Source organism: Paenibacillus sp. MAEPY2 (assembly GCF_000499205.1).
Classification (GTDB): Bacteria; Bacillota; Bacilli; order Paenibacillales; family Paenibacillaceae; genus Paenibacillus; species Paenibacillus vandeheii.
Genome location: NZ_AWUK01000032.1, coordinates 155390 through 179763, shown reverse-complemented (window position 1 = coordinate 179763; position 24374 = coordinate 155390). Strand labels below are relative to the sequence as shown.

Here is a 24374-nt window from a genome sequence, read left to right as displayed (position 1 = left end):
ATATCCTTGACCTGTACTATGTGTTTTTTTGTCTAATTTAGCCCCAATTTGTAATGTGAAGACAATACCCGCGTTTTGTTGAATCTTGTGTATAATTTCACAATTTTAATCGATAACTTGCATGCAAAAAGTTCAAATAAATTCGCGAAGTTAACATTTGTCGTCATAATGGATAAGACCTCATCAATATGGGTAAGTAAGAGCCTTTTTACAACAAAACAAACGAACGGTTGATGCGAACGAAACCGGAAGGGGTACAGACATGAGCAGCATTCCCAAAATCGTCATCCTCGGCGCGGGCTATGGCGGGATTCTGACAGCCCAGCGGCTGCAGAAGGAATTGAACTATAACGAGGCCGATGTCACATTGGTGAACCGGCATGATTATCATTATATCACCACACATCTACATATGCCGGCAGCCGGCACAGATACGATTGAACATGCAAGGGTCCCGATATCGAAGCTGATTGACGAGTTCAAGATTGATTTGGTCAAGTCTTCGGTTAAGGAGATCCGGCTGCAGGATCGGAAGATCATTCTGGAGGACGGCACGTTATCCTATGATTATCTGATTATTGGATTGGGCGGGGAACCGGAAACCTTCGGTATTCCGGGGATGCTCGATCATGCGATGACCATTCGCAGCATTAACTCGGTCCGAATGATTCGCGAGCATATCGAATATCAGTTTGCCATGTACAAAAACGATAATAAACGTAACCGCATTCGTTTTGTCGTGGGTGGAGCTGGCTTCAGTGGTGTCGAATTCGTGGCGGAACTTGCGGATCGCATTCCTCAGCTTTGCAAGGAATTCGACGTGAATCCGAAAAACGTACACATCTATAATGTCGAAGCAGCACCTTCAGCTCTGCCGGGCTTTGACCCGGAACTGGTTGAGCATGCAATGAACGTGTTGAAGAAAAAAGGCGTTACTTTCAAAATCGGTGTTCCGATCAAGCAATGTCTGCCAGACGGTGTCATTGTGGGTGAAGGTGAAAAACTCGATGCAGCAACGGTCGTATGGACCGGCGGTATTCGTGGAAACGCCCTGCTTGAGCAGGCAGGCCTTGAAGTGATGCGTGGACGGGTGAAGGTCGATGAGTTTTTGCGTGCCCCAGGGCATGAGCACGTCTATGTCATCGGTGACAATTCACTGGTGTTCAACAATGAAGGGCGCCCATATCCACCAACCGCTCAGATCGCGATGCAGCAGGGTGTTAACTGTGCCAAAAACGTTGTCGCTGCCATCCGCAAGAAGCAGCCACAACCTTTTGTATTTACAAGTAAAGGTACGGTCGCGTCATTGGGGAAAGGTGAAGCTATTGCCGTCGTAGGCGGTAAGAAGTACAAGGGCTGGAAAGCGGCTCAGCTGAAAAAGCTGGTGGATCTCCGGTACTTGTTTATCATCGGTGGCATTCCTTTGGTACTGAAGAAAGGGCGGTTTTTTGGATGAGACATTGCAGTGTTCAGGTCAGAGGACTACTCACGCGAGAAGAACTGGATCGGTACAACGCCCTGATGCAAGTCGGTGGTTATCTGGAGGAACAGGATCAGTATGATCTGGCTTACATCGTTCAGAAGGAAGTGGATATTCTCATTTTGCCTGCCATCGAGCGGCTTAAGGAGAAGGGACGTGACCGTGACAGAGCAACAGCTGAATTTCTGGAGTCTCTGAAAGCGGTTGATGAAGAGGATCAGGATTAAGAGGATTAAGCAATCACGTTATCCCAAAGAACCTGAGTCATCCATTTAATATTGAACATTTCATATTCATTCGAAAAAAGTAAAGCACCGCTGACCCTATTCTTAATGGAGGGATCGCGGTGCTTTTTGTGATTTATACGATTACAGCTTGAGCATGTCTTCCAAAGTTTCTTCGTTCAGGAGGCTTCCCACATAGAAAGAGCCAAATTCGCCATAACGGGCACTGACTTCATCAAAGCGCATCTCGTAAACGAGCTTCTTGAACTGAAGTGCATCATCCGCAAACAGCGTAACGCCCCATTCCCAGTCGTCAAAACCAACGGAACCGGTAATGATCTGTTTCACTTTGCCTGCATAGCTGCGACCAATCATGCCGTGACTGCGCATCATTGTGCGACGCTCATCCATGGACAGCATGTACCAGTTGTCGTTCAACTCGCGTTTTTTGTTCATCGGGTAGAAGCAGATGTATTGCCGCTGTGGCAGAACGGGTTTGAGACGGGCGATAATTTCCGGGTTCTGCATCGGGTCTTCGCCCTCTTTGCCGAGATAGTTACTCAGCTCCACTACGCTGACGTAAGAATACGATTTGGTCGTGTATTGGGCAAACATCGTTTTGTTGAAGGCATTCTCAACGGCCTTCAGATCTTCCAGCGTTTCACGCAAATGCATCATGACAAGGTCAGCTTTTTGGCCCACAACCGTATACACGACTGTGCTCCCTTGGGAGGAATTCTCGACTTCCTTCCATTCTTTCCAGAATTCCTCCAGCTCGTCCAGTGCTACGGCACGTTCCTCATCATCGGCTGCTTTCCAGGCGGCCCAGTTAATCGAGCGAAAATCATGCAGGGCGTACCAGCCCTCCAGTGTTGATGCGGCTTCGTTCATGAATTGTATTCCTCCTGCAATGTATATTTCCAAATCCGGTAAGGGACGGTTGAATGCGTTATCGTCTTTATTGTATCCCAATAGGAAGCAGAAGGGCAAATGAAGTGAAGCTGATTATAGGGAAATTTGTCCAGAAAGTTCGTTGCTTCGCCACATTTTTTGCGGTACACTATCTACTATCCGTAGTAAGAGAAACCCGAGTCAGTGAAAGAAGAGGTGAACGTCACCCGATGCAGTTTATACCTGTGCTGGTTTTGATGGTGTTATTTTTCGTTATGATGTTTGGTATCGGTTTCATTCTGAATATGCTGATGAAGACAACCTGGTTTCCTTCCTATCTGTTCATTATTGTTATTTTGCCTGTTGTCGTGTATTCCTTATGGGATCATACGGCATCGCTGATGTCGCATCTGGGTTCTTTCCATATTGTTGACTATATGACGGGCATAGCTGGACTTGCTGGAGCGGTCATCAGTGGCTGGGCCATTCGCAAACTTCGTCTGGGCGGATACAAAATGTTTTAATCAGCTAGCCAGAGGGCAGCAAATGCTGGGCTGCATTGTCCGTAAAGGTCTTGCCTTTGTCGTAAACGCTTACGAGCGCAAAGGGAAGGCTTTTTGCCATGCAGCAAAAAAGTGTGCATTATTTTTCGGACATGTCTCATATATATCTGGATAACATTTCTCCATAGATTTACTTGTTTTCTATGGCTGTAGCTTTTATAGTAATCTAGCAACTCTGCGAAAACGTGAATGCTGTCGACCTAGGACGAAACGGAACGAGAACAGGTCCGTTTTTTACCTGTTTTTGAACATTTGAGGATCCGACATTTATGATAGAATAGATAAACATACTTTTGGGGAGAAGGAGATCAAGCTATGCGCATGAAGAATTTGCATCATTATACTGAACATCATCGCTACTGCGTGTACAGGGAGTTTGGACTTAGCGCCCTGGATGACCGTATGCTTACCGGAGCGTATCAGCCAATGGTAGGTGCCTTTGCGGTTGGCTTGTATCGACTGCTGTTTCAGCATCTTCCCGGGGAACAGGTCGGTTATTCGCCACTTGAACAGCAACGGAGGCTGTTCATGACGCTTGGACTCGAGCCAAGCGAGAAAGGACGCAAGTATTTGGTGGAGCAGGCATCCAAGCTGGAAGCCGTGGGCTTACTTCAGACTTCACGGCTGTATATTCCGGAAAATGACGATTACATTTACGAATATGAGCTGCAGCCCCCGCTCTCCCCGGCAGAATTTTTCCGCACACAGCATTTGACACTGCTGCTTCGTGACAAAATCGGCAAGTTCGCCGTACTTTCACTACGTTCCGGTTTTTCGGCGATAGAGAGTGGTGACGCGCCTTACCCAGCAGCGAATAAAGAGAATATTTCCGTTCCTTTTTACGACATATTTGAATTAAACACCCATGTCATTGATTACGAACTGGAACAGGCCTTGTCGGAAGTGTCAACTTCGGCACAGCGCAACGGGCTCAATGGGGCAGCCGAAGAGAACAGCCTGAATTATGCCGACATTATATTGCGTTTTCCGCGTGAGTCGGTCAATCGTCGTCATGTGGAGCAATTACGGTTCGATCATGAACAGCTTGGCATTGTGAATTATGTGGTGAACAAGTTCAATCTCAGCGTACAGGATGTGTGTCGTTTGCTGGATGAGGATGATATCTTCAACCCACAGGGGCAGCTCGTGCTGGATGATCTTCAACACAAGGCGAGCCTGCAGTTCAGACAAACCAAGAAGCGACATGAGCAGCAGACCGTACAGGCAGCGAAGGTTGTTGCCCTAAGACAGCACATGGAGGAGCCTGAGCGGAAAGAGGACTCCGGTGAACCGCCTGTCGAACATGTGGTACAGATGGAATACTACGTCGAAGTGCCTCCGCAATTTTCGACCAAGTGTGATATTCATCAATACAACATGATGCTGCGTAATGAGCCCTATACCCGATTGCTTCAGACGTTTTTCCCTGGTGCCGTACCGGACAATCTGGTGGACATCTTTGAGAAAATCGACCTCAGCTACAAGCTGCCTGGTGAAGTGATCAATGTACTGATTCACTATTTGATGGCATTGCTTGTATCCGGCGGTGAGCAAAGAATTAACCGTAACTTCGTTGAGGCCATTGCCTCCAATATGCTGCTCAAGCAGGTGAATTCCTACGAGAAGGCGGTACAGTACATTCGTGACCAAGCCAAGGTCAAAGGCAAGCAGGCTGCTGGTGCAGCTGGAACCCGTTCCCGTACATACGGCAAAGGAACCAAAGCCAAACCCGAAATTCCGATTGTACAAGACATAGGTGCCGAAGGCGATGCAGTGTCCGAAGAAGAGTTCGAAGAGATGATGAGGTTTGCCCAACAGATGCAGGCAAGCAAACAAAAGGGAACTTCATAACTTTCATAATATAGAATCAAGAGGCGAGTTCCTAAATCAGGGAGACTCGCCTTTTTTGCTAAATGATCATTTTTTACGTAATGGGACAAGACGTAGATGAATTATATTTTCTCAAGGAAAAGAGGAGGACTCCCGATGGCGAAATGGGATAATATGCTGTCCATGCTCTGGATGCTGCGATCCGGAAGAAAGCTCACCGCTGCCCAAATCGCGGACAGTTTGGAGATCAGCGTCCGCACGGTGTACCGATATATCGACGCGTTATGCGCCAGTGGCGTGCCGGTCGTTGCGGAATCGGGCCATGATGGTGGCATTCGTATACTGGAAAGTTTCAAAGAAACGCCATTGTTCTTCAACTCCGTAGAGTTGAAGGCGCTTGTGGATGCATTCAAATTTGCCCAAGGCGCTGGCTATCCGTATGTGCAGGAACTTGAATTGGCGTTGAAGAAGGTGGAGAACGGACTACACGAGGAGCAACGCTACGATCTATCCCGCCAGACGAGCAGCTTGGATGTGGTTTCTTCAGCGCGTCCGCCTTCAGTCGTTCCGTTGCTGCGGGACTTGGAACAGGCGGCAAATGAGGGGCGAACAGTTCGGATTACCTATCGCAAAGCAAATGCGGAACAGGTCAGCGAACGTGAAGTTGATCCGTATGGGTTAGCGTATAACAGAAACGATTGGTACGCTGTTGCGTTCTGCCATCGGTCACAGGCGTTGCGGACGTTTCGCGTCGACCGTATTGAGCGGCTGGAGGCAACCGAGGCGAGGTTTGACAAGCCGGAGCGTTTCTCTGCTTCCTCCTTTTTTGGCGAACAGTCCAACCAGAGACGGGAGGCGGATGGCCCGCTGGCAGTGATACGCATCGAGGGAGAGCCTGACACGTTGAATGCGGTATGCGGCCACTGGCATCTGCGCCACTATTTGACGGAACGGACCGATCGGGAGGCACGGTTCCTGCTCGATGTTCCGACAATGAACAAGTACCTTCCGACATATCTGATGTCATTCGGTACGGCCATTCGCATTCGGGAACCACTAGAGCTGAAGCTGCGGATTCAGGAAATGGCATACCATATCGCCAAACATCATGAAGACGATCCCAATTGAGATCCGTTTTAGAAGAATGGAGGGGGAAAATGGGGGCATATATCAAGCTGGATCAGATTAAAGCTAAAAGCGAGACAACCACAAAACAAAAAGTTTTATCAATCGGGTACATAATGCTAGTCGGAATTATTATGGGTGTAGCAGCCAAACTTGTTGATGCTCCAGGAATCAATCCTATATTTGACGATATCGGTGGCCGCTTGGCTGTATGGGTATTTGTTGCAACACTTATATCGGTTTTTAGCTACTCGCCTAAATGGGCCGCTGTTAACATATTTGCTTATTTTGGGTCGATGCTGACGGTGTATTATGCGTACACAGTGCTCTTCCTACATTTTTCTCCTGAGAGGGCTATGGTTTTCTGGGGGATATGCGCGGTGGGATCTCCGATCTGTGGTTATATCATGTGGTATGCACGTGGAAATGGTCGGTTTTCTAATGTTGTTGCAGCACTTCCAATTACATTAATACTGTCAGAAGGATTTCAATTACGTCACGCGTACTTACCCATTCATACTCATTACTATTTAATTCCATACCTTATGACGATATATCTAATCATGAGTGTTGTTTTGCTGCTGGTCATTCCGAAAAATAAAATACGACTTTTCCCGATTCTATCCATAGCGCTCATCATGTCTTTTATTATGATCTATTTTAATGTTTTGGGTCGGATATTTGGTGGAATGAACGGCGTATTGTAGGGTAGTATGCTTTCCATCCTTTACCATGACCTTTTCCTTGGCGTATGGTGTAATCTGAGTATCTGCCAGTTATGACTGGATTCTGCTGGCCAATGGCAAAATCCAGGACGTAATTAGGGCGAAATTAAAGAAACACAGGTATAAACTAAAGAAAAGTTCCAGGTGACAAGTTAATGTCAGAAGGCAGATGATATACTTTAGACAGGAAAACTGCATCGGGGGGAACATGGGACTTGAAAATTGTTAGCGTTTACAAAAATTTCTTTAAAAACAATATGTTTATGAAGATGCTGTTCATCTTCTCCATGATATCAATTGTAACGATTATTACATTGTCCTATATCATTTTCCTGTCCGTGTCCGACGCCACGATTCGCCGAGAGCTGGCGATCCAGAAAGCGGCCATGGAAAGTGTCGACCGTTATATTCACCAGCAGTATGAATCGGTGCAGAACATGGTAAGGGACATGCATCAGAATGAGGCGCTGTCAGCCAATATTACCTACTTGATGAATCACACGTACGCCGAGTATGTACAGCATCTGACAAATGGCTATTATGCGAATCAGGATGATTACTCAGCTGATGTATTGAAACATTTTCAGAACATCATGGATCGCAATTCGGATATCAATCAAGTGATGTTATATAGTGCAGAGCAGCAGGATCTGTCCACCTTCAACCAACATAAACAGTTCAGAAAGCTGGATACCAATGTGGCTCATTCCTACATTCCTGACGTGATGGCGATGGAGACACCAAATATTAGCGCGCCAAACTATTGGATACGTAAAGAAATAAATCAATGGGACCCGGGACTGTATGCGATTCGTGTGCCCATCAACAATACACAGACCCTTCGAAATTTGGGGCAGTTCCTCGTTTTCTTCGACTCTGCGGGCATTGGCAATGCTCTCGATAGCTATGAAAGTAACCTCAAGGGAGAGATTGTGGTGCTGTCAGCTAAAGGTACGGTATTGTTTGATTCCAACAGTAACTATTACGGCAAGAAGTACCCATATATAGATGTGGCCGATTCCCTGTTTGATCAGACCGACATGGATTCGATGAAAAAGGAACGGAACATGTACGTGAACAAGTTTGTCTCGGCGGATCAGGGGTATGTGGTTATTGGCACGGTTCCTGTGGATGAGATGGCTGAGGCCTATGCAGGTACACGGAATACCATCGTTTCGATTAGCATCATATGTATCCTGTTTGCGGTATTGGTTCCGGCATTTTTCATTATTAATTTTGCCAAACGTACCCGCAGAATCATTCGTTTCACGCAAAAGGTGAAGTATGGAAACCTGACAGCACGCATCGATGATACCCGTGACGATGAGCTGGGACAGATCTCGCACAGCTTCAATGATATGCTGGATGAACTTAATCAGTATATTGAACGCGTCTACAAAGCCGAGATCAAACAAAAGGAGACTGAACTTGTTGCACTCCAGGCTCGAATAAATCCCCATTTTCTCTATAACACGCTTGAGGTCATTCGGATGAGGGCAATCTCTCAGGGGGCGAAGGATGTCGGAGAGATGATTTACAGTTTATCCGTGTTATTCAAGAGCCTCGTTCAGCAAAAGAAAAACTATACACTGAAGGATGAGATGGAAGCTTGCCGTTTATATCTGGAGTTGTTTCGAATCCGGTATAAGGACATTTTCATGTATTCGATTCAGTTGGATCCCGTTCATAATCAACATCCGGTGGTCAAGCTATCCCTGCAGCCGATCATTGAGAATTATGTGGTGCACGGCATCCAGACAGAACGTTCGGATAATCAATTATCGATCGTTGTTGAAGAGCTGGATGATGTGTTGCAGGTTGAGGTCAGAGATAATGGCAAAGGTATTGAACCTGCACGTCTGACTGAAATTCTCGAAGAACTGGAACGTCCGGAAGAATCGGGCCAGATGTTCGGACTGCGAAGCGTGCACACCCGTTTGCGTTTCCTCTATGGACCGGAATTCGGCATCACGATCGAGAGTACACTCGGAGAAGGAACCCTGATTAGGGTACGTTATCCTCATACAGAAGGGAAAGGTATTTAATATGTACAAGGTATTTATTGTGGATGATGAACCGTTCATCATTGAAGGGTTGTACGATATTTTGGATTGGTCGTCTTTTGATATGGAAATTGTAAGCCATGCCGGCAATGGACAGGCCGCTTTAAACGCCTTGTCGGCGCAGCCTGTTGACATTCTGATTACGGATATATCCATGCCCTTCATGAATGGTCTGGATCTCATTCGGGCAGCAAGGCAAGTGCAGCCTGATATCAAGGTGATTATTCTTAGTGGTTTCAATGAGTTTGAATATCTCAAAGAAGGCATGCAGCTGGGCATCGAAAATTACCTGCTCAAACCGATCAATGTGGAAGAGTTGGAATCGACGCTTCGCAATACGGCTTCGAAGCTGGACCATGCGTTGTCTCCTCAAACGGATGATGCTTATGGTGTTCAAATTCTGAAAGACAATATTCTTCACCGATGGCTGACGGGACAGATCGCGGCTACGGAATTCGAGGAACGAGCACAGTTCTTAAACCTTTCGCTGGATGCACCAGATGTTGCAGTAGCTGTATTGCGAGCAAAAGGAGAAACATCCGGCATGTTCGAGCGAGTGGAGGAAATGCTGAAGGATAAGTCCTATGTGAATATATTTCATGACATCGATGGGGATATCGTCATGGTTGCCAATGTGCATGCAGGCGAGGACGAGAAAAAGGGGTTTATGGGTTGTCTTGAGGCATTGTCCGCTGCGCTGTGTGAGACACATCCTGCTGTTCTGATTGGAGTAGGAAGTCTGATGCGCGGACTTCAGCATGCGCCTGCAAGCTACCAGGAGGCGAAAAAGGCGCTCCAGTATGTGATGATCTATCCCGACCTCAAAGTGATTGATCATGCCATCTTGGACAAATGCGGAAGCTCTGCCTCTTCCTTCTCCATTGATTGGAAGGAGTACGCGAAGCTCATTCTGTCTCGCAATGCAGAGCTGCTTGCTGAGAGAATTCGGCTTGATTTTGAACAGCATCGCGACGGGGTTACTCCGGCTGAGTTGCAGAACATCGCATTGGAAGTGGTCATTCGCTTCAAGATGGAGCTGGAGGGTATCAAACATTCGGATGAATCGGCCATTTACCAACGTGGACTTCGTCTTGTGCTGGACAGCGGAACCTTTGATGAACTCGTGCAGGCGTTGCAGCAGGTGGGTACGGCGACGATTCAGTCTCTGCTTCAGGATCTGAAAAATCCAATCGTCAATCAGGTGCTTCAACATATTGACAAACATTACGCAGAAGAGCTTTCCCTGAAGCTGCTGGGTGCTCACTATCATCTTCATCCGGTATATTTGGGACAATTGTTCCACAAGGAGACGGGTGAGACGTTTGCCGAATATATCAATAAATACCGGATTGAACGTGCCAAGGAACAGCTGCGCAATTCGAATCTGAAAGTACATGAGATCGCAAGGAATGTCGGGTACTGGGAGACAGGATATTTCTATAAACAGTTTAGGAAATATGTGGGAATATCACCTACCGATTTTAAGGTTTTTGGATAATTGCCAGTGGAGCACCAATTGGACCATTGGTCTGACATCGATGAGACATTCTGAGGACAAAAGGGCATGCAGTGCAGTTGATGCCAAATGTTACTCAGCATGTCTTTTTTATGTAAGCGATTTATTCAAAAGGTACAAATTAATGAATTCGTACTGATTTCTCTTTAATTTGTACCTCGAAAACTTAAGTTTATCTTCTTTTTGAAAATGCTTTCATTCGATAAGGTTAAAGCAGTTAGTTTGTAGAGCTAAAGGGAACACGAAAAGGGAGGATCAAGGAAATGAGTAAACAAAGAAAAAGTTTTTCTCTCGTACTTGCATTATTGATGGCGGTTACAGTTGTTCTTAGCGCCTGTGGAGGAAGCAAGGATGCGTCAGAATCAGGGGGAGCAGGTGAGGATCCTGTCGAGCTGATCTGGTATACCATCGGTACTCCTCAGAAAGATGTTAATAAAGTGATGGAAGAAGTCAGCAAGTACACCAAAGAAAAAATCAATGCCACAGTTACGATGAAGATGGTTGACTGGGGTGACTATCCGCAAAAGATGCAAGTTAACGTAGCATCCGGCGAGCCAATGGACATTCTGTTTACCTCTTCCGGTGGATTCGATTATGTTCAAAATGCCAGAAAGGGTGCATTCCTGGAACTTGATGACTTGCTCCCTAAATACGGACAGGATCTCATTAAAACCATTGATCCTGCATTCCTGAGCGGTTCGAAAGTAGACGGACACAATTACGGAATTCCGGCTAATAAGGAGCTGCCTCAACAAGAAGTATGGCGTTTCAACAAAACGCTGCTTGATAAATACAAAATGGACATCTCCAATATCCGTACGTTGGACAGTCTGGAGCCTTTGCTTAAAACAATCAAGGAAAATGAGCCAAGCGTGACTCCGTTTGGAATGGATAAAAACTTCGTTCCTTATGTTCCTTACGACTACGTCATTCAGAACTTGCCAATGGCAATCAAGCTGGATACGACGGATTACAAGATTGTGAACATTCTGGATACTCCGGAAATGAAAGCAGCTCTCAAAACGATGAGCAAATACTACAAAGCTGGTTATGTATCGCCAGAGGCTGCAACAACAGGTTCGACCAACGACCTGACCACATCAGGCAACTGGTTCCTGGATCGTGCACAGACACAACCGCTCGCGGACAATCAATGGTCGGCAAGTTACGGATATCCCGTAGTTTCCACACCAGCAAGTGACGCGATCATCACCAACACGTCTGTACAAGGTTCGATCATGGCTATCTCAGCCAACTCCGAATATCCGGAGAAAGCAATGGAGTTCCTGAACCTGTTGAATACAGATCCAGTGCTGCGCAATATGGTTGATTCCGGTATTGAGGGCGTTCACTACAAAAAAGTGGATGACACGCACATGGAAAATCTGGCTGAATCCAAGAACTATGATATGCCTTCTTACTCCCTCGGTAACAACATGTTGTTGTATCTGAACAACAATGACCCGGATAACAAATGGGATGAGTTCAAGAAGTTTAATGCAGAGGGTGTAAATTCCCCAATTCTGAGCTTTAACTTTGACTCAAGTAACGTGTCGTCGGAATTGACCGCAGTACAGAATGTCAAAGAGCAATACTGGGCCGCATTGATGACAGGTACTCTGGACCCAGAGAACAATTTGGAGCAAGTGATTGAGAAGTTCAATCAAGCCGGACTTGAAAAAGTGATGGCTGAAGCCCAAACCCAGCTTGATGCCTGGAGAGCGGCAAATAAGTAAGGGTAAATTCAGGGATCGGGCCGCTGCTTGTTGCGCCCGATCCTTTTTCATTCAAGCCTGAAGGAGGATCTCCATATGACCGCATTTTTGAAAAATCTGATTAGAAACCGAGTCATGCTGTTCATGGTGCTGCCAGGCGCCATCTGGTTCTTCTTCTTCTCCTACTTGCCATTGGTGGGCACAGTAGCAGCATTTAAGCAATATCGCTTTAGCCGCGAAGGTTTCTGGGCAAGTCTGATGAAGAGTGAATGGGTGGGTTGGGATAACTTTAAATTCCTGTTCAGCACTAACGATGCTTGGCTTATTACCCGAAATACGCTTTTTTATAACATCGCCATTATTGTTCTGGGGCTGGTATTCGCAGTAGGTTTGGCAATTCTGCTCTCGGAGCTGGTTAATAAACGGTTGGCCAAATTGTATCAGACAGGTATGTTCCTACCGTATTTTCTATCTTGGGTCATTGTTGGATATTTCGCGTTCAGCTTCCTGAGCATGGACCGGGGGATGTTGAACCAAATTATTGGATGGTTCGGCGTGGAGCCGATTCAGTGGTATTCGGAAGCGAAGTACTGGCCGTATATCCTGGTGTTCGTCGCTTTATGGAAAACCATCGGGTACAACAGCATCGTCTATCTCGCTTCAATCCTGGGGATTGATCGGTCACTGTATGAGGCAGCGATGATCGACGGTGCAAACAAATGGCAGCAGATTCGCAATATAACGATTCCATTGCTATCCCCTATCATCATTATTATGACCTTGCTGGCCGTTGGCCGTATCTTCTATGCCGACTTTGGTCTCTTCTATCAGGTTCCAAGGGATTCGGGTACGTTGTATTCCGTCACAAATGTTATTGATACGTATGTGTATCGCGGCTTGAAAACAAGCGGTGAGATTGGCATGAGTACAGCTGCCGGATTGTATCAATCCGTTGTGGGCTTTGTACTTGTTATCATTTCCAACTATGTTGTACGCAAAATCGATAAAGATAGCAGCCTATTCTAGGATAAGGGAAAGGAGTGAACCACTGTGGCTCAACTCGTAAAAAAACGCGACTTCCATCATGTATCCAATGGCTGGAACGTAATTATGAACATCATAGCGGGTCTATTCGCTTTAATTTGTGTATTTCCTTTTGTGTTTGTGGTCATCATCTCGCTCACGGACGAGAAGGTACTGGCCCGTGACGGGTACCGACTTATTCCCGCGGAGTGGAGTCTCGCAGCCTATCAGTTTGTCTGGCAGAGTGGAGACACGCTGCTGCGTGCGTACGGGGTAACTATTCTGGTCACGGTACTGGGTACCATCGTCAGTTTAATTCTAATGTCGCTGTATGCTTATGCGATATCCCGCAAGAGCTTCCGTTATCGGAGATTTTTCTCCATATTTGCCATCCTGACCATGTTGTTCAACGGCGGGATGATCCCAACCTATATGGTCGTATCCCAGCTTCTTGGATTGAAAGATACCTTATGGGCACTGATTCTGCCGCTTGCAATGAATGCCTTCTATATCATGATCCTGCGTACGTTCTATTCAACCAGTGTACCGGATGCGGTCATTGAATCGGCAAAAATTGATGGAGCCGGAGAATTTTATACGTTTTTGAAAATTGTCATTCCATTGTCTCTGCCTGGGCTGGCGACGATCGGGTTGTTCAGTACGCTCGGTTACTGGAACGATTGGTTCAATGCGCTGTTATATATCGATAATCCGAACCTCGTACCGCTGCAATCCATGCTGATGCGGATCGAATCCAGCATCCAGTTCATCCAGCAGAATTCGGCGAACAGCTCGATGAGTCTGGCGGCGATGCAATCCATTCCGCAGGATACTTCACGGATGGCTATGGTGGTTCTCGCCACGTTGCCGATTATTTTCGCTTATCCGTTCTTCCAGCGTTACTTTGTACAGGGTCTGACGGTCGGAGCCGTTAAAGAGTAACCGAATCACTTCTACAGATGGAGGCATCGAAGGATGATGATATATAAGGATAAAAGCAAATCGGTGGAAGAGCGAGTAGAACATCTTCTGAGCTTAATGACGACGGAGGAGAAAGCGGGTCAACTCATCCAGCCCTTTGGCTGGCAGACCTATACGAATGATGAGGGAAACATCACGCTGAATGAATCCTTTAAGCAGCAGGTTGAAAATGGGGGCGTAGGCTCCCTGTATGGTGCGCTTCGTGCAGATCCATGGACGGGTGTTACGCTTGAAAATGGATTGTCTGCCAGAGAAGGGGCAGAAGCCGTAAACCTCATTCAGCGTCATGCTATAGAGCATTCCAGACTGGGGATTCCCATTCTGATCGGAGAGGAATGCTCACACGGACATATGGCGATTGACGGTACAGTCTATCCGGTTCCCCTGCTCTTGGGCAGTACCTGGAACGTGGACTTGTACCGTGATATGTGCCGGGCGGTTGCCCGTGAGACGCGTGCTCAGGGCGGTGCGGTAACATATTCCCCTGTACTGGATGTTGTACGTGATCCACGCTGGGGACGTACCGAGGAATGCTTTGGTGAAGACCCATACCTTATTGGCGAACTGGCTGTTGCATCCGTGCAAGGACTTCAGGGCGAAAGTTTGGACCAAGAGGATGCGGTAGCGGCTACACTGAAACACTTTGTCGGTTATGGAAGCTCGGAAGGTGGACGCAATGCGGGACCGGTGCACATGGGCTGGCGTGAACTGCTGGAAGTAGATCTGTATCCGTTCCGAAAAGCTGTTGAAGCAGGCGCTCAATCCATTATGCCGGCTTATAACGAAATCGATGGTATCCCGTGTACGGTTAATACGGAATTGCTGGAGGATGTTTTGCGAAAAGGCTGGGGCTTTGACGGTCTGGTCATTACGGACTGCGGTGCCATCAACATGCTCGCAAGTGGGCATGATGTGGCGGCGGATGGACTGGAAGCATCCATACAGGCCATTCAGGCAGGTATTGATATGGAGATGTCCGGTGAGATGTTTGGACAATATCTGGTACAGGCGATCTCGGAAGGAAAGCTTGAGATGCATGTACTGGATCAGGCTGTCCGCCGCGTGCTGGCGCTGAAATTCAAGCTGGGACTATTCGAGAAGCCTTATGTGGATGCTGATCGAGCAGCAGAAGTCATCGGCAGCGCAGAGCATATTCAACTGGCACGCCAATTGGCTGCAGAAGGTGTGGTCCTGCTCAAAAATGAAGCTGCAGCTCTGCCTCTGTCAGCGGCAACAGCAGGCCGAATTGCTGTCATTGGTCCTAATGCAGACCAAGCCTACAACCAGTTGGGCGATTATACATCCCCCCAACCAAAATCCAAAGTGGCTACGGTGCTGGATGGCATCCGCAGTAAGTTTGCCGTTAGTAAGAGTGGGCACGCGGAGGAAGGCTCTGATGGAAATTCGAATGGTGAAGTCGAAGTGCTCTATGCGCCGGGTTGCCGCATCAAGGGCGATTCAAGGGAAGGGTTCGAGCACGCGATAGAAACTGCACGTCAGGCCGATACAGTCATCATAGTCGTTGGCGGCTCAAGCGCCCGTGATTTTGGTGAAGGAACGATCGATCTGAAGACCGGTGCTTCCAATGTGTCGGATAATTCATGGAATGACATGGAGTGCGGGGAAGGCATTGACCGTATGACGCTTGGACTTGCAGGAGTACAACTGGAGCTGATTCAAGAGATTCACAAGCTGGACAAAACACTTGTCATTATTTATATCAACGGTCGTCCGATTACCGAGCCTTGGGTGGATGAACATGCCGATGCCATTCTGGAAGCATGGTATCCAGGCCAGGAGGGCGGACATGCCATTGCGGATATTTTATTTGGCAATGTGAATCCGTCCGGCAGATTAACAATCTCCATTCCGAAGCATGTGGGTCAATTACCGATCTACTACAATGGTAAACGATCACGAGGCAAGCGATATTTGGAAGAGGATTTGGAGCCTCGCTATCCATTCGGATATGGGCTTAGTTATACTACGTTTGATTACAGCGAGTTGAAGCTGAGTACGGAATCGATGACAGCAGACGAGACGGTTACCGTTACCGTGAATGTCACCAATACAGGGGCTTGCAGAGGTGCAGAAGTTATTCAGATGTACGTATCCGATGTGGTCAGCCGAGTGGCTCGTCCAGCCAAGGAGCTGAAGGGGTTTGCTAAAGTGAATTTGGAACCCGGAGAGATGCGGACTGTAATCTTCCATATTGGAGCGGAGCAGCTGCAATATATCGGTCGTGATCTCACGCCTGTCGTTGAGCCAGGACAATTCCATATTCATATCGGAAGACATGTGAATGATACGCAGTTCACCGAGCTGACGGTAGAGGGGGCGTAAGGAAATGGAACGCATCAGACGATTTATTCGCGAGTTATCCGAACGTCAGTGGCTGGAGCAAATGGAGCTGCGCAGCTGGGACATCACTCGCGCTTATTATAAAGTACCAGGACAATATGAAGATCAGAAGGCCTATCCGGAAGGAGGGGGATTGGATCATTTCCCGAGCGATCAGGGAACGACTTATTTCTTCCGTACGCGTCTGGAAGTTCCTGCCTCCTGGCAGAAGGAACCTTACGGACTTGTATTTGAATCCGGTGGAGAAGGCTTGCTGCGGGTGAATGGACACTCCTATCAGGGGCTGGATCGCAATCATACGTATGTAACACTCGATCCTTCCCGAATCGGGGCACAGCCCGACCTTGAGATTGAGTTATTTGATCCGGTGCCTGAGCCTGTCGATCCATTAAATCAGCAAGCGGTTATTCAGCCGCCGATTACATCGATCCACAGTTTGTTGGTGCGACCGAATGAACCTGTCCGCAGCCTGATGTACACGGTCACGATTGTGCGTGATTCCGCGGTGCTGCTTCCAGAAAGTGATTTCCGCCGTGTGCGCCTGCTGGAAGCGATCTATCGAGCGATGGATCAATTTGTTGGTCTGACTGAAGAGGCTGTCAAGCAGGGAAATGGCATCTACAGTATCGAAGAAAGATTGATTCATGAAGTGCGTGAGATTGGTGGAAACGCCGAAGGCTTGGAGCATATGGTGGGGCAATCGCACATCGATATTGCCTGGCTATGGCCTGTACGTGAGACGGTGCGGAAGACCAGTCGTACATTCTCCACGGTGGATGCACTTATGAATGAATATCCCGATTATATTTATTCACAGAGCCAGCCTTTGCTCTATGCTTTTCTGAAGGAACATGATCCGGAGCTGTATGAACGGGTGAAGAAGCGCATTGCCGAAGGAAGATGGGAACTGGTTGGCGGTATGTGGGTTGAGCCGGATCTGAACATTCCGAGTGGGGAATCTCTGATTCGTCAGATGTTATACGGTCAGCGCTTTTATATGGAGGAGTTCGGCAAAACATCCCAGATTGAATGGCTGCCAGATACATTTGGTTATTGTGCTTCCCTGCCTCAGATTTTGAAGCATGGGAATGTCGAGTACTTTATGACGACCAAGCTCGGATGGAATGATACGAACGTGTTCCCATATGATCTTTTCCACTGGGTAGGCATTGATGGAACGGCTATCCTGTCTTATCTCAATCATGGTGTCAACGAGCACACGCTGCCGAAGGACATTCATGATCATTGGCAGTCTTACCGCGAGAAGGCGGCGCATCCTGAGCATATGCTTCTGTATGGGCATGGCGACGGCGGTGGTGGCGTAACACGAGAGATGCTGGAGTATGTGGACCGTTCGGAGTTGATGGTGGGACAGCCGAAGAATGGGTATAGCACGGCCGGAGCCTTTTTTGCCGGAATCGAGAAGGCACAGCCTGATCTTCCAAAATGGCATGGCGACCTGTATTTGGAGCTTCACCGGGGTACCTATACGACTCATGGCCGCAATAAGCGCAACAACCGGAAGGCTGAGGTGCTTTATCGTGAAGCGGAGCTCTGGAACACCCTTGCGCTATCGAATATGGATGCACAGCAGGAAGCGGAAGTACGCTCTTCCCTGCATGATGGCTGGAAGCTGATCTTGCTGAATCAATTCCATGATATTATCCCTGGTTCGGCCATTACAGAATCCTATGTAACTTCGGATGAGGAGTATGTTCGGGTATTTGAGTTAGGTAGAGCAGGATTGAATCAAGGGGTTGCGGCATTGACGGAGGAAATTAACACGCAGGGGCCAGAGGGTTCAGTTCCCTATGTTATGTTCAACAGCCTCGGCTGGACTCGAAGTGCAGTCATTCAACTTCAAATGCATGATGGATTTGATCGTTACGTCATAGATGAAGAGGGCCAGCGTTTGCGAATGGATCGGGAGGATGGACAAATTTCGATCCTGGTAACCGACATTCCAGCGTTTGGGCATAAGACGATTTGGCTTGTACCGGAAAATGCAAGAGAAACGAATGTAAGGGAAATGGCGAGCATTGCTGGCCAAAAGAACTTTACAGATACATGGGAAACCGCGTATTACCACGTGCAGTTTAACGATCGAGGCGAGATATCCCACTTGTGGGACAAGACAGCAGAACGCGAGATCCTGAAGCCGGGTGAACGCGGCAATCAATTTCAATTTTTCCATGACCGTCCGACGCTTTGGGATGCCTGGGATATCGACAGCCGTTATGAGGCCCAGGTTGCTGGAGAAGCAGAGCTTGTGGAGAAGAAATTGGTGCTGGCAGGCACGACGAAGGATGTACTTCGTTTTCAGTGGAGGCTTCACCAGTCTGTGATTACACAGGATATGGTGTTCTATCATGACCATCGACGGATCGATTTCAAGACCCATGTGAGCTGGAATGAAGATCATAAATTGCTCAAAGTGGGCTTCCCGATCGATGTAGTGACTTCCAAAGCAACCTATGAAATTCCATTCGGTGCATTGGAGCGTCCGACCCATCGCAACACGAGTTGGGAGCAAGCTCAGTATGAAGTGTGCGGACACCGCTTCGCAGATGTCGCGGAGTACGGATATGGCGTCAGTTTGCTTAATGACTGCAAATACGGATACGACGTACAGGGAAGCACGATTCGCCTCTCCTTGCTGCGTGCACCGAGATGGCCTGACCGGACTGCGGATCTTGGAGAACATCACTTTACCTATTCCCTGTATCCACATGAAGGTGACTGGAGAAGTGCACATACCGTGCGTCAGGCAGCTGAATTGAATCATGAAGTGCCAGTGCAGCAGGTGGACCAGAACGCAGGCGTACGCCCGGCAACCGGGGCATGGATTGAATTCGATAGCAGCCATGTCATTCTGGATACGGTCAAACCGGCTGAGGGAGGAAATGGTACAGTGCTCCGTTTCTATGAATCTTCAGGCATACGTGAACAGGTGACGCTGCAATGGCCGCATGCATTTGAGCAAGCCTATCACTCCAATGCTTTGGAAGAAGCAGGCCAACCGCTGGCCAATACCAATGGTCAGATTACATTGTCCTTTAAACCTTACGAAATAAAAACCGTGCTACTACGGTAAACCTTTTTGAAATACTCTGAGCTATGTAAGATGAACTAAACCATGTACACGAAAACGTAGAGTGCAGAACCAGATGGAGAAGCGGAGCTAAAAGCTTTCTGAAAGAAAGCTACATCGAAAGCATATGCTACGCCTTTATCCCCGGATTTTCCCTTTGGAGAAGGGAATCAAAAAAATCTGGGGATAACAGCGATCGGAAGATGGTACTGCAATCGTAGTGTCCTAGTGTACAGTTAATGGGTTTATCTTGCTATGGCTACACCATTCAATTTGTTTAAGGAGTGCACTCATTCATGGAACAATTCAGACTACCCAAAATACCGATGCCACCTGTTGCATTGCCACAAGCCGTTCAGGCTGTAATGGAAGAAGCGGAGCAGAAGTTGGCGCATCGACCGAAGCTGCTTCAGCTATTCAAGAACTGTTTTCCCAATACGATTGAAACGACAACGAAATTAATGGATGACGGCACGACCTTTGTCATCACGGGCGATATTCCAGCTTCCTGGCTGCGTGATTCCGTGGAGCAAGTGGTGCACTATATTCCGTTTGCGAAGGAAGATGCAGATCTGCAACGGATCATTGGCGGTCTGATCAAGCGCCACATCCAGTACGTTCATATTGATCCGTATGCCAATGCCTTCAATGAGACAGCCAATGACTGGCACTGGAACACAACCGACGTGACTGAGATGTCACCTTGGGTATGGGAGCGCAAATTCGAGATTGACTCCCTGTGCTTTGTTATCCGTCTGGCTTATTTATATTGGAAAGAAACCGAATTGACGGATATTTTTGATTCCAGCTTCAAAGCCGCAATGCTCAAAATCGTGGATTTGTTCCGGGTGGAGCAGCATCACATGGAGCAATCACCATATAGCTTTACCCGCAATAACGGCATTGCTACGGATTCGATCCGCAATAATGGACGAGGCATGCCTGTCAATTACACAGGCATGATCTGGTCTGGATTCCGTTCAAGTGATGATGCGTGTGATTTCCACTACAACATCCCTGGCAATATGTTTGCCGTTGTTGCCCTGCGTCAGATGCAGGAGTTCGCGGAGTGGGTATTCCGTGACATGGCACTTCTACAGGAGCTTAAGGATCTGGAAGCTGAAGTAGATCATGGTATTCAGCTTTACGGGATTTATCGTCATCCTGAATTTGGCCCGATCTACGCGTATGAGACGGATGGCTTCGGCAACTACTGCCTGATGGATGATGCGGGTACACCTGGACTGATGTCCATTCCTTACCTTGGCTATGTCACAGCGGATGATCCGATCTATCAGAATACGAGACGTTTTGCGCTCAGCAAAGAGAATCCATTCTATTATGAAGGCAAAGTTGCCAAAGGAATCGGCAGCCCACATACACCGCCGGATTACATCTGGCATATGGGTCTGTCCATGCAGGGGTTAACGGCCCAGTCTTCTGAAGAAAAGCTGGAGATTATTCGCATGCTGGAAGCAACGGACGCGGATACAGGGTATATGCATGAAGGTTTCCATGCAGACGATCCGACGATATTCACAAGAAAATGGTTTGCCTGGTCCAACAGCCTGTTCTCCCAGTTGGTCTATAAATCCATGAAGGATGGCCTGCTATGAGTAGCGCACAGGTGAAGGGAACCAAGCTGATTATTTTCTCTGATCCAGCGTTTCCGGTGCAAGGCACGTTGCCATCGCAAGATGCTCTTGATTTATGGAAAACATCCGAAGAAGTCATCGTTGCAGGCGCGGATGAATTGGCTTCGGTTTTGAGCAGGGCGGCAGGCGAAGGGTGTTTCGTGAATCTGCATGCACCCTATTTTCCCAAATCGGCTTGGACCGAAATTGCAGCTTTTCTTCATCAGGGCGGAAGCCTGATCAGCGTTGGTGGCGCACCATTTAAGCGTCCTGTTCGTCAGGAGAATGGGACATGGGTTTCCGAGTCGGAACAAACGGCGTATCACCAGGAACTTTACATTCATGAGGCGTTACAGGTATCCGCAGCCAAAGTGGATTCACTAACTTCATCCGAAGATATTCCGCTCCTTGCAGGTAAGGAAGGAATGTTCGAGAGTGCGGATACGTGGAATCTGGTACCCCATACAACCAAAACAAGTGATTTGCCACATCAGATGGGTTCTTCAGGTCCGATGAGCACGCAGATTTCTCCGCTGCTCCGAGGCTACAGCAAGGATGGTCGTAGCATCGCTGCCCCGATCGTATTGTGGGAAAACTCCCGCAGTACGTTTGCCGGTTCACGCTGGCTGTTTGTGCATCTGCCTCTGACAGCTACCTTCTGGGAACAGAACGGAGCAGCTGAAATGGTGAATTGGGCGCGGTATTGCGCCAAAGGTGTGACCGAGCTATCTCTGAAGCCGAACTATGCTTCGTATGAACCGGGTGAACGAGCTTCACTGATTCTCCAAACCCAAATTCTACAGCGTGCGGGCAGCAGAAGAAGTGAGCCTGAGGTGTGGACGTTTGATTTGACGGTTGAACGGGAGAATCGCACCAATGGCACGGTAGAGAAGGTATGGAATCATCACCTGGAGATGGAAATTTCCGGCGAGCAGCGTTTTGAACGCATTCTTCTTCCGGTTTCAATTGAGAGCGGGCTGTACCGCATCGTGAGTCGGGTTCAGGCACCAGATGGAGAAGTTCGCATAATGCGGCAGGGTTTCTGGGGGCAGGACGCGGCCTTGTTGGCAGAAGGTGAAGTTATTACACGCAGCAGAGATTATTTTATCAAAGACGGGCGTCCGCTGCCTGTTGTTGGTATGACCTACATGACCTCTGACGTGGCACGGAAATTTCTGTTCTTGCCCAATGCAGATGTGTGGGATCGGGATATGGCACAGATGGCGAAAGCGGGCATTAACTGGATTCGGACCGGGATCTGGACTGCCTATCGCAACATGATGCAGGTGGATGGACACATGTCCGAGGATGTACTGCGCGCCATTGATGCGTTCCTGTTAACGGCAAAACGGCATGGCCTTCAAGTGACGTTTACCTTTTTCTCCTTTACACCTGAGACGTGGGAAGGAACGAATCCATATCTGGACCCGCAGAGCGTAGATGCTCAGAAACGATTCATCCGCAGCATTGTCAGTCGTCACAGACAATCCACACATGTGGACTGGGATTTGATTAATGAACCGTCGATGTTTGATCCTGTGCGCATATTCTCGAATGGGCCACGTTCGGCACGAGATTTGTATGAGCAGCAGGCATTTATCGAGTGGCTTCAGCAGCGTCATCAGTCGATTGAAGCGCTGCAGGAGGCATGGAACATGTCACCTAAGCAGCTCCCGGACTTTACGGCAGCAGTTATTCCAGAGCCAGAAGAGATCAATTTCGATGTTCAGGATATGCACAAGGCTAAAAAAGGAACACGCTGGCTGGATTACTGTCTCTTCTCGATGGAGATGCATAATGTTTGGGCAAGAGAGCTTGTAGGCACAATCAAGGATCTCGTTCCTGATCACCTGGTTACCGTTGGACAGGATGAAGCTCTTGGAGCACAGCGGCCTTCACCGTTCTTCTATGAACAGGAAGTGGATTATACAACGGTGCATTCCTGGTGGCTCAACGATGATCTGATCTGGGACGGTATTTTTGCCAAAACACCACATAAACCGAATCTCATTCAGGAGACAGGCATCATGTATGTGGAAACGCCGGATGGCCGGGCCAAACGCACAGAGGAAGAGCTTCACAGCATTCTGGAGCGTAAATACGCTTATGCCTTCTCAACAGGTGGTGCCGGAGCCGTGCAGTGGATCTGGAATACCAACTTCTATATGGATAATGCCAATGAATCTCATATCGGGGCGCTGCGAGCGGACGGTACGGAAAAACCTGAGGCCGATGTGTCTTATGACTATGGACGATTTATGGAACAGATTCGAGACTTGTTTACCGATCGTGAGCTGGAGGAAGTTGCAGTAGTCTTCCCGTATTCCAACGACTTCTCGAACCGTGCCCTTGCTTACGATGCAACAACGAAACTTACCCGTGTGATGGCTTATGAGTTGAAGCTGCCGTTCCGGGCTGTATCCGAGTATCACCTGGAAGCTTTGAAGCAGCAGCCACCGAAGCTGATCATGGTTCCGAGTCCGCACAACATGGACAACAGTGCGTTAAGCGAGCTGCTGAACTTCGCGGAGAATGAAGGAGCTACGCTGCTTATTACCGGACCGCTCGGTTTGGATGCCTATTGGAAGAGAAGTGAACGGGCAGATCACCTTGTAGGCGAGCGCAGTCTGGGCAACGTACAGCGAGAAGAAATGCTGAATATTAACGGGGTGAATCACCGCGTCACGTATGGTCGTCGCCGGATTGCCGAGGTGGCGAAGGAAACGTTGCTTCATGCGGAGAATCATACACCTGATGAAGTAGTATTACTGCCATTAGGCAAAGGCAAATTGATCTGGAGTCCGCTGCCGCTAGAGTTGAATGGCCGGGATGAGCCGCTGGCAGACCTGTATCGATATGCGTCAGAAGTGGCTGGCATTGAACATGAGCTAGAATGGATATCTGGCGGTGATCTGGCAGGGATTTATGGCCGGAAGCTGAGCTTCCCGAAAGGAAATCTGTACGTATTCGTGTCAGAATTCGCTTGGGATCATGAGGTGAAAGTCAGAGATAAGCGTACGGGAGTTCTGTATACGTTCCTGTTGGAGAAAAATCGCTCTGTGCTGTTTGCCACAGATGCTGCCGGACAGCTGCAAGCCGTGTATCGTCCGGATGAGGTAGAGATTGTACAACAAGAGGTAGAGGGGGAATAA

Annotated in this window: 16 protein-coding genes; 15 read left to right on the top strand and 1 reads right to left on the bottom strand. The window is 48.1% G+C overall.

Annotation, left to right across the window (positions count from 1 at the left end; genetic code table 11):
* Positions 1–262 precede the first annotated feature (262 nt).
* Together P364_RS0124315 and P364_RS0124310 are read left to right on the top strand one after the other, a co-directional pair.
* Positions 263–1456, top strand: a complete 1194-nt coding sequence (locus P364_RS0124315; protein ID WP_024632649.1) for an NAD(P)/FAD-dependent oxidoreductase — start codon at positions 263–265, stop codon at positions 1454–1456.
* Positions 1453–1707 carry a hypothetical protein gene (locus tag P364_RS0124310; protein ID WP_024632648.1) on the top strand — a complete coding sequence of 85 codons (255 nt, stop codon included), beginning with the start codon at positions 1453–1455 and terminating at the stop codon, positions 1705–1707. Before P364_RS0124315 ends, P364_RS0124310 begins: the two co-directional genes overlap by 4 nt.
* 141 nt (positions 1708–1848) lie before the next feature.
* On the opposite strand, the gene hemQ is transcribed toward P364_RS0124310, so the two are convergent.
* Positions 1849–2595: a hydrogen peroxide-dependent heme synthase gene (gene hemQ, locus P364_RS0124305; RefSeq protein WP_024632647.1), complete on the bottom strand. Its 747-nt coding sequence runs from the start codon at positions 2593–2595 to the stop codon at positions 1849–1851.
* Between the two features lie 230 nt (positions 2596–2825).
* Here hemQ and P364_RS0124300 point away from each other — a divergent pair, with 230 nt between their 5' ends.
* The 13 genes from P364_RS0124300 to P364_RS0124240 all read left to right on the top strand — a co-directional run bounded on the left by P364_RS0124300 (position 2826) and on the right by P364_RS0124240 (position 24374).
* On the top strand, positions 2826–3119 hold the full coding sequence (locus P364_RS0124300) for a YuiB family protein (protein ID WP_024632646.1): 294 nt from the start codon (positions 2826–2828) through the stop codon (positions 3117–3119).
* A gap of 354 nt (positions 3120–3473) precedes the next feature.
* Entirely contained in the window at positions 3474–5009 is a 1536-nt protein-coding gene (locus tag P364_RS0124295) for a helicase DnaB (RefSeq protein WP_024632645.1), read from the top strand.
* Between the two features lie 135 nt (positions 5010–5144).
* The gene (locus P364_RS0124290; protein WP_024632644.1) at positions 5145–6116 is read left to right on the top strand and encodes a helix-turn-helix transcriptional regulator; all 972 of its coding nucleotides are present in this window, start codon (positions 5145–5147) and stop codon (positions 6114–6116) included.
* Between the two features lie 29 nt (positions 6117–6145).
* Positions 6146–6820, top strand: coding sequence for a hypothetical protein (locus tag P364_RS0124285; RefSeq protein WP_024632643.1), 675 nt, complete (start codon positions 6146–6148; stop codon positions 6818–6820).
* Between the two features lie 233 nt (positions 6821–7053).
* Positions 7054–8883, top strand: a complete 1830-nt coding sequence (locus P364_RS0124280; protein ID WP_024632642.1) for a sensor histidine kinase — start codon at positions 7054–7056, stop codon at positions 8881–8883.
* Position 8884: 1 nt separating this feature from the next.
* A complete protein-coding gene (locus tag P364_RS0124275) occupies positions 8885–10399 on the top strand; it encodes a response regulator transcription factor (RefSeq protein ID WP_024632641.1) in 1515 nt (504 codons plus the stop codon).
* Positions 10400–10680: 281 nt separating this feature from the next.
* Positions 10681–12153, top strand: a complete 1473-nt coding sequence (locus P364_RS0124270; protein WP_024632640.1) for an ABC transporter substrate-binding protein — start codon at positions 10681–10683, stop codon at positions 12151–12153.
* Positions 12154–12228: 75 nt separating this feature from the next.
* Complete coding sequence (locus P364_RS0124265; RefSeq protein ID WP_024632639.1) at positions 12229–13158, top strand: ABC transporter permease; 930 nt, start codon at positions 12229–12231, stop codon at positions 13156–13158.
* 84 nt (positions 13159–13242) lie between these two features.
* Positions 13243–14097 (top strand): carbohydrate ABC transporter permease, encoded by an 855-nt coding sequence (locus tag P364_RS0124260; protein WP_236642230.1) that lies wholly within the window; start codon positions 13243–13245, stop codon positions 14095–14097.
* Between the two features lie 33 nt (positions 14098–14130).
* A complete protein-coding gene (locus P364_RS0124255; protein WP_024632637.1) occupies positions 14131–16479 on the top strand; it encodes a glycoside hydrolase family 3 N-terminal domain-containing protein in 2349 nt (782 codons plus the stop codon).
* A gap of 4 nt (positions 16480–16483) precedes the next feature.
* Positions 16484–19591 (top strand): alpha-mannosidase, encoded by a 3108-nt coding sequence (locus P364_RS0124250; protein WP_024632636.1) that lies wholly within the window; start codon positions 16484–16486, stop codon positions 19589–19591.
* Positions 19592–19884: 293 nt separating this feature from the next.
* On the top strand, positions 19885–21204 hold the full coding sequence (locus tag P364_RS0124245) for a glycoside hydrolase family 125 protein (protein ID WP_024632635.1): 1320 nt from the start codon (positions 19885–19887) through the stop codon (positions 21202–21204).
* Positions 21201–24374 (top strand): beta-galactosidase, encoded by a 3174-nt coding sequence (locus P364_RS0124240; protein ID WP_024632634.1) that lies wholly within the window; start codon positions 21201–21203, stop codon positions 24372–24374. The genes P364_RS0124245 and P364_RS0124240 overlap by 4 nt, the downstream gene beginning before the upstream one ends.